Origin of the sequence: Amphritea sp. (genome assembly GCF_050300915.1) — a bacterium.
Classification (GTDB): Bacteria; Pseudomonadota; Gammaproteobacteria; order Pseudomonadales; family Balneatricaceae; genus Amphritea.
The window spans coordinates 1-12,480 of the sequence record NZ_JBNKYN010000055.1 but is presented as its reverse complement, the minus strand read 5'-3'; the positions used below and the strand labels follow the sequence as shown (position 1 = coordinate 12,480).

General features: G+C 48.6%; 10 protein-coding genes and 1 pseudogene. 7 read left to right on the top strand and 4 right to left on the bottom strand.

The genetic code is table 11. The features are described from left to right. Positions 1–16: 16 nt before the first annotated feature. The 3 genes from galE to ACQY8X_RS14290 form a co-directional block, all read right to left on the bottom strand. Positions 17–1,027, bottom strand: a complete 1,011-nt coding sequence (gene galE / locus ACQY8X_RS14300; protein ID WP_428035815.1) for a UDP-glucose 4-epimerase GalE — start codon at positions 1,025–1,027, stop codon at positions 17–19. A gap of 61 nt (positions 1,028–1,088) precedes the next feature. Beyond that, positions 1,089–1,868 (bottom strand): 3'(2'),5'-bisphosphate nucleotidase CysQ, encoded by a 780-nt coding sequence (gene cysQ / locus ACQY8X_RS14295; RefSeq protein WP_428035814.1) that lies wholly within the window; start codon positions 1,866–1,868, stop codon positions 1,089–1,091. A 43-nt stretch (positions 1,869–1,911) separates the two neighbouring features. Next, a complete protein-coding gene (locus ACQY8X_RS14290; RefSeq protein WP_428035813.1) occupies positions 1,912–3,678 on the bottom strand; it encodes an SLC13 family permease in 1,767 nt (588 codons plus the stop codon). 146 nt (positions 3,679–3,824) lie between these two features. Between ACQY8X_RS14290 and ACQY8X_RS14285 the strand changes: the two are divergent. From ACQY8X_RS14285 to cysN, 3 genes and pseudogenes are all read left to right on the top strand, one after another. Further along, a pseudogene (locus tag ACQY8X_RS14285) lies at positions 3,825–4,010 on the top strand (helix-turn-helix domain-containing protein); the annotation flags it as partial. A gap of 597 nt (positions 4,011–4,607) precedes the next feature. Further along, positions 4,608–5,570 (top strand): sulfate adenylyltransferase subunit CysD, encoded by a 963-nt coding sequence (gene cysD / locus ACQY8X_RS14280; RefSeq protein ID WP_428035833.1) that lies wholly within the window; start codon positions 4,608–4,610, stop codon positions 5,568–5,570. Then, positions 5,570–7,471: a sulfate adenylyltransferase subunit CysN gene (gene cysN, locus ACQY8X_RS14275; protein ID WP_428035812.1), complete on the top strand. Its 1,902-nt coding sequence runs from the start codon at positions 5,570–5,572 to the stop codon at positions 7,469–7,471. The genes cysD and cysN overlap by 1 nt, the downstream gene beginning before the upstream one ends. Positions 7,472–7,729: 258 nt before the next feature. Here cysN and ACQY8X_RS14270 read toward each other — a convergent pair whose 3' ends face one another. Beyond that, positions 7,730–8,707 carry an urea carboxylase-associated family protein gene (locus ACQY8X_RS14270; protein ID WP_428035811.1) on the bottom strand — a complete coding sequence of 326 codons (978 nt, stop codon included), beginning with the start codon at positions 8,705–8,707 and terminating at the stop codon, positions 7,730–7,732. Between the two features lie 24 nt (positions 8,708–8,731). Here ACQY8X_RS14270 and ACQY8X_RS14265 point away from each other — a divergent pair, with 24 nt between their 5' ends. From ACQY8X_RS14265 to ACQY8X_RS14250, 4 genes are all read left to right on the top strand, one after another. Continuing rightward, positions 8,732–9,583, top strand: coding sequence for a LysR substrate-binding domain-containing protein (locus tag ACQY8X_RS14265; RefSeq protein ID WP_428035810.1), 852 nt, complete (start codon positions 8,732–8,734; stop codon positions 9,581–9,583). Between the two features lie 361 nt (positions 9,584–9,944). Then, entirely contained in the window at positions 9,945–11,006 is a 1,062-nt protein-coding gene (gene dctP, locus ACQY8X_RS14260) for a TRAP transporter substrate-binding protein DctP (RefSeq protein ID WP_428035809.1), read from the top strand. Between the two features lie 78 nt (positions 11,007–11,084). Next, the gene (locus tag ACQY8X_RS14255) at positions 11,085–11,717 is read left to right on the top strand and encodes a TRAP transporter small permease (protein ID WP_428035808.1); all 633 of its coding nucleotides are present in this window, start codon (positions 11,085–11,087) and stop codon (positions 11,715–11,717) included. Further along, on the top strand, positions 11,717–12,480 hold a 764-nt coding region (locus tag ACQY8X_RS14250; protein WP_428035807.1), incomplete at its 3' end, for a TRAP transporter large permease. The genes ACQY8X_RS14255 and ACQY8X_RS14250, both read left to right, overlap by 1 nt.

The window sequence follows — 12,480 nt, the reverse complement described above, 5'->3', positions numbered from 1 at the left end:
TTAAACCGAGGGACTCTTACCGATATCCCTCAGGATTCTGCGATTGCCATTTCCAGGTATCCTGCATCATATCTTCCAGAGAATAACGGGTACTCCAGCCAAGCTCCCGCTCAGCTTTACTGGCATCCGCCCAGAAAGCAGGCAGATCACCATCACGTCGTGGTGCAAACTGATAGGGAATATCCACCCCGGTTACCGCAATAAAACTGTTAACCATCTCCAGTACTGACAAGCCATTGCCGGTACCAAGGTTATAGATATGGGTACCAGGCTGATCCAGACAACTGAGCGCCTTAAGGTGGCCTTCCGCCAGATCCATCACATGTAGATAATCACGCAAGCAGGTACCATCTGCGGTGTCATAATCGTTACCAAAAATAGATAGTTGCTCACGTTTACCCACCGCCACCTGACTGATAAACGGCATCAGGTTATTTGGTATACCCTGTGGGTCCTCCCCCATCAGGCCACTGGGATGTGCGCCGATAGGATTAAAGTAGCGCAACAAAGCAACTGACCACTGTGAATCAGCGATAACCAGATCCGTCAGAACCTGCTCCACCATCGCTTTAGAGGTGCCATAGGGATTAGAGGTTTTCCCCCTTGGCATAGTCTCAATATACGGTATCGGGGCATCCTCACCATAAACCGTCGCTGAGGAGCTGAACACCAACCGTTTGACTCCCGCTGCAGTCATCGCCTCACACAGTACAACAGAGCCGTGCACATTGTTCTGATAGTACTCAAGCGGCTTAGACACGGACTCCCCAACAGCCTTCAGACCAGCGAAGTGAATGACCGAATCAATCCTATATTCAGCAAACAACCTATCCAGACACTCCCGGTCACGGATATCCCCCGCAACAAAGTTGGCCTGCTGACCGGTTATGCTTTCAATCCGGTTAAAAACTTCCGGATGACTGTTGCAGAGATTATCCAGCACAACAACCTCATAACCTGCCTCAAGCAGCATAACCACGGTATGAGAGCCGATATACCCGGCTCCTCCGGTAACCAGAATTGCCATATAATATTCCTCGTAAGGCCCCTTCCAAGGGCAAAACCACCCTATCTGTAGCGGACGATAATTAAGCCCACTTATCCGACTTCTCAGCACAGACGATAAAAAACGGGTTCAGCAGCGTCTCAGGCCGGGTGTTGTATAACAGCGGCGTCAGTTCAGGATATTGCAGAACCTGACCGCCTGCGGCTGTCACCACCGCATGTGCAGCTGCAGTATCCCACTCACTGGTCAGGCCCAGACGTGGATAAATATCAGCAGCCCCTTCAGCCACCAGACAGAGCTTCAGAGAACTCCCCATCGATACCACTTCAGTTTCCGGCAGCCCCTGCACAAATGCTTTAAACTCATCAGACTGATGCGAGCGGCTACCAACAACCCGCCAGACAGCATCATCAGCGGGAAGTGCAGATACCCTAATCGGTGTCACCTGCCCCTTCTGCGCTTTAAATGCCCCCTCGGCATCCCCCCAATAGGTCACTTCAAGCGCAGGCGCATAGACAACACCAAACACCGCTTTACCCTGATCAATCAGTGCAATATTGACGGTAAACTCACCGTTCTTCTTAATAAACTCTTTAGTACCATCCAGCGGATCGATCAGCCAGTACGTCTGCCAGGACAACCGGTCCTGATGCTCATTCGCACCAGACTCTTCAGACAGAACCGGAATCTCAGGGGTAAGCTGCTTCAGACCATCGACGATACAATGATGAGAGGCCAGGTCCGCTTCGGTTAAAGGGCTTGCGTCACTCTTCTCAGAGATGGCGAAATCCCGCTGATAGATCTCCATAATGGCATCGCCAGCTTTTTTGGCTAGGGCAATAATATCCTGATTATTAAACATGGCGTCCTTCTCTCTTTAAAGTAAGCGTTTAAATCAACAGCCGTTAAAACGGCCAGACCAGTGGAATCAGCATCAACGATACTCCACCAGCCGTCAGACTAAGTGGTATCCCCAGTCGGGCATAATCGGTAAAACGATAGCCCCCGGGACCATAGACCATCAGATTGGTTTGGTAACCTAACGGTGTAATAAAACTGGCAGAAGCGGCAAACATCACAGCAATAACGAAAGGCATATAACTGACACCCAACTGTTCGGCCAGCGACATAGCCACCGGAAACATCAGCACAGCTGCAGCATTATTGGTGATCAGCTCAGTGACAACAACCGTTATCACATACATCAGTATCAGCGCCTGCCAGGGGCTTATTGCATCCGAAAACAGCAACCCTTCAGCAATCATACGGGCATTGCCGGTTTTCACCATAGCAGCTCCCAGAGCGAATGATGATGCAATCACAATCAAAACCGACAGATCAACGTTACGTCGGGCCCGGGAAACAGATACGCAACGGGTCGCCAGCATTAAGCCTGCCGCCACAATAGACGCTTCAAGGATTGAAACCAGCCCCACCGCACTGGCAAGCACCATCAACAACAGCGTACCGATAGCGATTGGAGCTTTATCAAAATCCGGCGGTGTGGACTCATTCAGTGCACTGACAAGCAGAAAGTCTCTTCGCGAGCGGTACTGACTGACAAAATCATCACTGGCTTCCATCAACAGGGTATCCCCCATCTGCAAACGGATATCGCCAATTTTACCATCCAGCCGGTGTCCCTGTCGGCACACCGATAAAATAGCCGCCCGGAAACGACTGCGAAAACGAGATTCACGAATTGTCTGATCAAGACCAAAAAACTCAGGACCAATAACCGCTTCAACAAGACAGCGTTCCTGCACAGCGATATCCAGCTTTTCAAGATCGCCGTGCGTTGGCACAAGCCCCCGCACCCCGCGAAGTTCATGTGCACTTTCGGGGGCACCTATAAACACCAGCACATCATCCGGCTCGAGCACAACATCCGGTGACACCGCGGTAAGCAGCTGCCCTCGGCGCCTGATATCCACAAGATAGCCATAGGTCAGCTGACGCAGCCCCGCCTGAGCAACTGTTTTCCCGACAATAGGGCCTCCCGGACTCACCAGCAGTTCAACTACGTACTCCCGAGCAGACTCCAACTGTTCAACAACACCTTTACGATCCGGCAGAACCAAAGGAGCCAGTAAAACGATCAGCCCACTGGTGATTAACAATACCGGCACACCAACCCAGGCCAGATCGAACATCCCCAGGGCAACACCCGTTTTCGCCTGTAGCAAGCCATCCACAACCAGGTTGGTACTGGTGCCAATGAGAGTACAGGTTCCGCCAAGAATGGCAGCATAACTCAGGGGCAAGAGCAGTTTTGAAACCGGAATTTTAATCCGCCGGGCCCAATCCTGAACCGCAGGAATAAACATGGCGACAACAGCGGTATTGTTCATAAAGGCGCTTAACAGCGCCGAGGGCATGATAACCCGGAGAAGTGCTTTCTTTTCGTTTTCTGGCGTCCCCAGTAACAGCTGTCCGATCCAGCGCACTGCACCGGTCTCTTTCAAACCAGAGGCGATCACATAAAAAGCGGCGATAGTAATCACGCCGGCATTAGAAAAACCCGCCAGTGCTTCAGCAGGGGTAAGCACTTTTGCGATAATCAGCACCCCCATCGCTGCCATCAGAATCATATCGGCAGCTATATGACTAAAAACCAGTAGCAAAAGCACTGAAACAAGGAGAAAGAGTGTTAACCCGGCTGAAAAATCCATATCCCGACTTATATAGTTTGTGTCATTCCAATTATAAAAACCATCGCTTCACAGAATCAGATTAAGACACTTAATGTTTAATAAAGAATGTTTGTCAGCATACCGCTAATTTTGTATGATCACAATTCTTATACGGGAATTTGATAATGAATGGCAAGAAACTCTCTCCAACAGCGCTGAATAAACTGCGAAAAGAAGCAGTACAGCTGCGTCTCAGCGGAGAAACTCTTGTCGCTATCAGACAGAAAACCGGTCTGTCGAATCCAACTATAATATCAGCCCATAAACGTTTTATAGCTGGAGGATGGGAGGCGATTAATACAGGCAAACGGGGCAGACCAAAGAGTTCTACCTCAGGCCCTGGCTCCCCGGATGAGTGTCTGAAATATATGCTCACCCACTTGCCTGAAGGGGGTGGTCTCTGGAATAGCCAGGCCATCATCGCGTGGTTCAACACCCACCAGCACCCGTTATCAGCTAAAACCATCAACCGCTATCTCAAAGAGTGGGGGATCACAGCCCCTGCCCCAACTGAAAAAACCGAGTCAGCGCAGGAATGGTTGTCGCAACACCACCCAGATTTTTTCAGCGCGATGAACAGCGCTAAAAACAAAGCACAGACACAAAAAATACTGAAAGGGGGAATTGCCTCACTGCCACAATCAGCAGCACTGAAAGAGGCAAAACTCAGCGGCTATTTTATCTACGCTCAGGATTTCAGAGGCAAGCTCTTCTGGCTGGCGACCCCCGACAAACCAGATAGTGGCACAATTATACGTTTTCTCGAACGGCTAACTGCTCAGCAAAAGTCAGATATGATACTGTCTTTTCATAGCGTTTCGCTCAACCGGCATAACGATATTCAACAATGGCTGGCAAACCAGTCACAGATAACACTATTAACCTACGCAACATCACCGCGCAGCGCTATACCGGCCACAACGCCAACCGCTGTTAAAAACGAATCTACTCAGTCATATGTGAGGAACACGATGGCATTAACACACCTACAGAGACTGGAAGCGGAAAGCATTCAAATAATGCGCGAAGTCGTTTCCAAAGCCGATAACCCGGTCATGCTTTATTCTATCGGCAAGGACAGCGCAGTGATGCTGCATCTGGCGATGAAGGCATTCCATCCGTCGAAACCACCATTCCCTCTGCTGCATGTTGATACCGGCTGGAAATTCCGCGATATGTATACTTTCAGGGATGAGCTGGTGAAAAAACTCGGAGTAGAGCTGATCACCTACATGAACCCGGAAGGTGTCGAGAAAGATATCAACCCATTTACCCACGGGTCGGCACTGCATACCGACATTATGAAAACCGAGGGCCTCAAACAGGCTCTGAATAAGTTCAAATTTGACGTAGCCTTTGGTGGCGCACGCCGCGATGAAGAAAAGTCCCGGGCAAAAGAGCGAATCTTCTCTTTCCGCACCGCAGACCACCGCTGGGACCCAAAAAACCAGCGCCCCGAATTGTGGAAAAACTACAACGCCAACAAACGTCCAGGCGAGTCGATCCGGGTGTTCCCGCTGTCAAACTGGACTGAGTTGGATATCTGGCAGTATATCTACCTCGAACAGATTCCAATTGTGCCACTCTATCTGTCCGCCGAACGCCCGGTAGTTGAGCGTGATGGCACACTGATCATGGTTGACGATGAGCGTATGCCGCTGAAACCTAATGAAGTTCCTATGATGAAGAAAGTGCGTTTCAGAACCCTGGGCTGCTACCCGCTGACCGGTGCTGTCGAGTCTGAAGCAGACACCCTGCCAGCCATCATTCAAGAGATGCTGCTGACAAAAACATCAGAACGTCAGGGCCGGATGATCGATCACGATTCCGCCGCATCAATGGAGAAGAAAAAGCAGGAGGGTTACTTCTAATGGCACATTCATCAGACATGATATCCGAAGATATCGTTCAATATCTCAAAGACCACGAACAAAAAAGCCTGCTGCGTTTTATCACCTGCGGCAGCGTTGACGACGGTAAAAGTACACTCATCGGCCGTCTGCTGTTCGAATCAAAGCTGCTGTTCGAAGACCAGTTAGCCGCCGTTGAAGCGGAGTCTAAAAAATTTGGTACCCAGGGCGATAATATCGATTTCGCCCTGCTGGTTGATGGCCTGGCTGCAGAGCGTGAACAGGGTATTACCATTGATGTGGCGTATCGTTTTTTCTCCACCGATAAGCGTAAATTCATCGTTGCCGATACCCCCGGACATGAGCAGTACACCCGCAACATGGTTACCGGCGCCTCTACCGCTGACGTAGCGATTCTGATGGTTGATGCCCGTCGCGGCATCCTCACCCAGACCCGCCGCCATACCTATCTGGCATCGTTGATCGGCATTCCCCACATTGTGGTTGCAATCAACAAGATGGACCTGGTGGATTACTCTGAAAAGACCTTTAACCAGATCAGAGATGACTATACCGCATTCGCCAAACAGATCGGTATTAATGAGACAACCTTTATCCCGATGTCTGCGCTCGCCGGTGACAATATCACTGAGCCAAGTAACAATATGACCTGGTACCACGGCACCACCCTGATGGGTTACCTGGAAACCGTCCAGGTCGATGATGAACTGATGCAGAAAGAACCGTTCCGCATGGCGGTGCAATGGGTCAACCGTCCCAACCTGGACTTCCGCGGTTTCTCTGGTCAACTGGCCAGCGGCATTGTAAAACCCGGTGACCGCATCCGCACCCTGCCATCCGGAAAAGAGAGCACCATTGCCACCATCTCTACCTATGATGGCAATCTGGAGCGGGCCGTCGCAGGCCAGTCTATCACTCTGACACTGAATGATGAGATCGATATCTCCCGTGGTGACATGATCACCTCAGCGGAAGAACCCGCCTCCATCGGTAAGCAGTTCGAAACCACTGTGATCTGGATGCACGAAGAGCCACTGATGCCCGGCCGTACCTATCTGATGCAGATCGGCACCAAAACGGTCACCGCCTCAATCACCGATATCAAACATCAGGTAAACGTCAACACGATGGAACACCTGGCAGCGAAGAAGCTGGAGCTGAACGGTATTGGCGAATGTAATATCAGTCTGGATCAGGATATTGCGTTTGACCCCTATAAAGCGAACCGCGACACCGGTAGCTTTATTCTGATCGACCGGATGACCAACAACACCGTCGGTGCAGGTCTGATCAACTTTGCCCTTCGCCGCAGCACCAACATCACCGTGCAGCATACCGAAGTGAACAAAGATGTCCGCGCTGCGCTGAAAACCCAGAAGCCTTGCGTTATCTGGCTGACAGGCTTATCCGGTTCAGGCAAATCCACCATCGCCGACCTGGTTGAGCAGAAACTGCTGGCTGCCGGACACCACACCTATCTGCTGGATGGTGACAACGTCCGTCACGGTCTGAATAAAGACCTGGGCTTCACCGATCAGGATCGGGTAGAAAACATCCGCCGGATCGCTGAAGTCGCCAAGCTGATGGTTGATGCCGGTCTTATCGTCCTGTCCTCCTTTATTTCACCGTTCAGGGCCGAAAGAAAGATGGCCAGGGATATGCTGGAAGAGGGAGAGTTTATCGAGATCTATGTCAACACGCCGCTGGAAGTTGCAGAAGACCGTGATGTCAAAGGCCTGTATAAGAAAGCCCGCCGCGGCGAGCTGAAAAACTTTACTGGCATCGACTCACCTTACGAAGCACCACAACAACCGGAACTCAACCTGAAAACGGTAGAGATGACACCTGAAGAGGCCGCCGATAAAGTCATTGAATTGCTTAAAAGCAAAGGCATGATTTAAAGATCTAGTCCGAAGAATGCTCTTGTCCAAGATGCATTAGTTCAGACTAAGTCTGGCTCCTCTGCTTTGAAAAAAGAGGGTTACCGATTTTGATTGAAGGTGACAGAACCTAAAATCAAAATAACAAAAAGGTAACCCTCTTGATTCTAACCATTGGCAACAGACGAAAAAAAGCCCGGCGAATCTGACCGGGCTATTTCATTATCGGTTATTTCATTACTTGCCTAAAAAGGCCTTGTCACTCAGACGCTTGCTTGCTTAAACGCCATGTTTACCGTTATAACCATTAGCTTCAGGTGATTGCCAATTAGCTAACGCACCGTCAGCAGGTTTATAGATCTCTACCAGTAGTGGATAACAGGGGGTGCTGTCATCAGAGTGGCTGCTGCCGCAGTCACCGCCCGGACAGGCTGATAAAGCCCCCAGCAGATCAATCTCCGCGAAAAACTCAATAAAGTCACCAGGGCGAACCGGGCTCGCTTTCATGAAATATTGATGTGTATCCTTTTTGAACCCTGTACACATAAAGACATTGAGTACGTCGTGAACATGCGGTTCCGCTTTTTCGGGACTTATTCCTTCCGAACGGGCCAAAGCCCTGGTCAGATTCGAATGACAGCAATTGTTATAGTTGACGCCCTTCAGCATATAGTTTGTATAAGGATCACAACGGGTACCGATTACATCATGTACGCCGGCTCCATCCTCATCCCAACCGTACCAACTCAGTGTATCGTGGGTAATTGTTGCCATCGGGCGAAGACCTGGCAGATTACTCCACAGGCGATCACCGGTACTCACATGACTGGCATGCAGCTGACGGGTTTTACCACTAAAGAAACGCTCAGAAAGGTCACGAGCGTTCCATAAATTCAGGTCGCCAACCTGTGGCCCTTCAACACTTACAATTCGAAAAAAATGTCCGGCTGGAACGGTAAAACAGGCAGCATCCCGGGGGGGGACGATCACTTCTGAAACTTTTTCCATGCTTTGCCTGGCTTGCTGGTAAAGGCTGGCATCATAGTTTGGAAGGCAATCAACTTCATAGCAGATAACAGGCTTGGCAGAACGTCTGTTGCTGGTCTCTACAGCAGGTGTTTCTTTATTGGCTAATGTTTCAGATGTGCTCATGCTTAACTCCACTTTACTCAACTGGATTCTTTTAAATGAATTCAAGCACATTGATATAAATTTAAGAAATGATATAAATAAAACCGATTGTTTAATTTTTGCCATATATTAAGAGATAACCGCTGACTAATGAACCTTGAACTGTTGCGTACTTTTATTGCTGTTGCTGAGGGCGAAAGCTTTACCGCTGCGACAAAGAGAAGGCATCTGACTCAGTCCACAGTGAGCCACCAGATCAGGCGTCTGGAAGAATCATTGGGGCAGCAGTTGTTGCATCGAACGACGCGAAGCTGCCGGCTGACCGATGACGGCGATGTGCTTTATCAGTACGCTAAGAAAATCATTCAGCTTTGTGATGAGCTTGAGTCCCGGTTTAAAGAAAAACCTCTACAGGGTCATATTCACTTTGCAGCACCGGAAGATTACCTGTCACTTCCCTTTTCCCGTGTATTAGCCAGGTTTGCCCGGGTTCAGAAAGATGTAGAGATTGAAATAAAAGTAGGTTTAAGTAATAACATCCGTCCAGAAGTTGAATCGGGTGATATCGATCTTGCTATTCTGACTCAGATTCCCCCGACCGGTGAGGGAATTCCCCTGTATCGGGAACAATTAGTCTGGCTGGCAAGTAAAGATTTCCAGATGCCTTCAAATGGTTCTATCCCTCTTGCGCTGGTTCCGCCCCCCTGCCTGTACAGAAAAACGGCGCTGACGGCTCTGGAAGATGCCGGTATATCCTGGCAAATAGCATTAAGTTGTCACAGTCACGAGGCGATAAAAGCGGCTGTAGAATCGGGACTGGCCGTTACAGTGCTAACCGAGAAAGACCTGCGGCCGGGCATGAGGATATTGGATGAGAGGGATGGTTTCCCCCGACTGGGTCAATCTGAGATCTCTTTGCACCAGGCGCCTGATCTGACCAATGAAGCAGCCCAACAGCTGATTCAACAAATCATCGGACAGAAAAATATGCAACTGTTTTAGGTTGCTATATTGCCCCGGATAACGGGCCTACTCACCCTCCGGACAACACCCCTGTGGTGAGACTGTACTTCAGTAAATTCCCTTCATAGATCACTTCGCCTTAGCGGGTCTGACATCGATTACGATGGCACGCGCTGTCTTTTAGCTTACCGGATAGACAGAACAGCGGGGAGATAAGCAGATTTAATATATGCTCAAAATAAATTAATTAGTTGCGATTATATCATTACAACAATTAAAACGATTGTGCTTGAATCAATTCAGACAAGCGCATCTGAAGCAGCAATGCATACAGCTAATCTGGTCAGATGAACTTTTAAGGTCATAAGACGCAATTTGAAACCCTATGAGGAATCGGCTGGTGAAAAAAAATAGAATGCTGCGATATATTAAATCGGGTCTGCTTGGTGTTTGCCTTATATCTCCCAGTCTGATGGTACAGGCGGAAACCTGGAAGTTTGCGCTGGAGGAAGTTAAAGGTGATATCCAGGACATTTATGCTCAGGAATTTAAAAAACGTATAGAGGCTAAAACTAAAGGCGAAGTGGAAGTCGATATATACTACTACGGCACACTGGGCACCTCCGCAGATGTTACTGAACTGGCTGCTGACAGCGCTATCCAGTTTGCTAATGCGACCCCTGGCCATCTGGGATCATTTATTCCTGAAGTACAGTTGTTCTCTATCCCGTTTATCCTGTCTGACAACCCGGAAGTCAATAAGAAGCTGCTTACGGGGTCCAAAGCGATCTTTAGTGATCTGGCAGAGGATTTTGATAATCGGGGCATTCAGCTGATGACCATGTATCCGGAAGGCAGTCAGGTCTGGACAACGAACAAACTGATCAAAACCCCTGAAGATTTTGACAACTTCAAAATGCGTGTAATGGTTTCGCCTCTACTGGTCGAGTCCTATAAAGATTTTGGCGCAAACCCGGCTCCACTGCCGTTCGGCGAAGTTTATTCCGGTCTTCAACTGAAACTGATTGATGGTCAGGAAAACCCTCTTTCATCTATTTATGCCATGAAATTTCATGAAGTTACCGACTACATGATCTGGGCTGAACATCAGCAGTACACAACAACGGTTATTACCGGTAATGACTGGTTCGATAGTTTATCCGAAGAACGTCGCCAGATGATTACCGAGACATTTAAAGAGGTCAGCGACTGGGTTATCGATCAAACTCCAGCGCTGGAAGCTGAATTTCTGGCAAAGATAAAGCTGGATGCTCCTGACAATCATTACATTCATCTATCTGAGCAAGAACGTCAGGCATTCAAAACCGCTTCACTGAAAACCCGGGAGAAGTATATAGACATGACCGGTGATCGCGGTCGTCAGATTCTGGACAGGTTTTTAGCAGAAAGAGAAGAGCTGGAGCAACAGCTGGGTGATACCCCCTCAATGGCCAACCAGTAACGCTAACCGCTGGCCGGTAGTTCCCCGTGTTCCTTTGTGGATACCGGTCAGCGTTACCTTTCTGCAAAAGGACTCCCCATGCGTTTTATTATTTTTATTCTCGACAAACTGGATAAATTTCTGGAACGACTGGAAGTCGTTGTCCTTTCGAGCAGCATTATTGCGATGGCCATCAACTCTATTGCAAATGTTATTGGACGCTACGCCTTTAATCATGGGTTCTATTTTTCCGAAGAACTTAATAAATATCTGATGGTGATAATTACATTTATCGGTTTGAGTTACGTAACACGGAAAGGTCGCCATATCAGGATGTCTGCCATTTATGACATTCTGGATGATAAGCTGAAGAAGTACTTAATGCTAATCATAACCCTGTCTACAGCGGTTGTTCTTTTTATCCTGGCTTATTACTCCGTTGAATATCTGATTAAGCTGGCCGCCAGGGGTAAAGTTTCTCCATCTCTGCGAATCCCGGTATACCTGATACTAATCTGTGTACCTGTTGGATTCTTTATCACCGGAATTCAGTTTGTACTGGCATTTGTACAAAACCTTAGATATTCACACATTTACGTTTCATACAGTTGTGTTGATACCTACGAAGCAGTTGATCTTGAAGTGACAGGTTCCGAACTGTCTGACAATACAGATCATAAATCAAAGCCCTCCTCTCAGGCATATAAAGCAACAATCAGGGAGAACTCATAATGACAACGATAATGATCAGCGTCATGCTAATCCTGCTATTGGCGGGGTTTCCTATGATGATGCCCCTGATAGTATCCACCCTGATAGCTTTTTTCTTCTTTCTTGATCCACTGAAGCCCACCATTGTTATTCAACAGATGGTCGGCGGTGTGCAACCTACGGCGCTGGTTGCTATACCCATGTTTATGCTGGCTGCTGATATCATCACCCGTGGACATTCTGCCAACAGACTGATTGATCTGGTGATGAACTTTATCGGTCATATCCGTGGCGGATTAGCTATTACTGTTGCTGCGACCTGTACCTTATTTGGTGCTGTATCCGGTTCAACTCAGGCGACCGTTGTTGCTGTAGGTGGCCCTATGCGTCCAAAAATGCTTAAGTCCGGGTACAACGATTCCTTCACAATGGCGTTAATTATCAACTCCAGCGACATTGCGTTTCTCATCCCTCCGAGTATCGGCATGATTGTCTATGGGGTAATGTCGGGGACCTCGATCTCTGAACTGTTCATCGCGGGAATAGGCCCTGGCCTGCTAATACTGTTGATGTTTTCGCTTTATTCCTATGCTTATGCAACGGCCAAAGATATTCCGACAGAAGAACGTGCATCGTGGGATGATCGCTTCAGAGCACTTCGTAAAGCAGTATGGCCGTTGGGTTTTCCGGTAATAATTATCGGTGGTATATACGGTGGAATATTCAGCCCAACTGAAGCAGCCTCTATCTGTGTAGCCTATGCCTTTATTCTGGAAATACTAAT

Bases quoted from the DNA above. Each gene is read 5' to 3' on its own strand.
- galE (WP_428035815.1), bottom strand. From the start codon at position 1,027: ATGGCAATTCTGGTTACCGGAGGAGCCGGGTATATCGGCTCTCATACC.
- cysQ (WP_428035814.1), bottom strand. From the start codon at position 1,868: ATGTTTAATAATCAGGATATTATTGCCCTAGCCAAAAAAGCTGGCGAT.
- ACQY8X_RS14290 (WP_428035813.1), bottom strand. From the start codon at position 3,678: ATGGATTTTTCAGCCGGGTTAACACTCTTTCTCCTTGTTTCAGTGCTT.
- cysN (WP_428035812.1), top strand. From the start codon at position 5,570: ATGGCACATTCATCAGACATGATATCCGAAGATATCGTTCAATATCTC.
- ACQY8X_RS14270 (WP_428035811.1), bottom strand. From the start codon at position 8,707: ATGGCAAAAATTAAACAATCGGTTTTATTTATATCATTTCTTAAATTT.
- ACQY8X_RS14265 (WP_428035810.1), top strand. From the start codon at position 8,732: ATGAACCTTGAACTGTTGCGTACTTTTATTGCTGTTGCTGAGGGCGAA.
- ACQY8X_RS14255 (WP_428035808.1), top strand. From the start codon at position 11,085: ATGCGTTTTATTATTTTTATTCTCGACAAACTGGATAAATTTCTGGAA.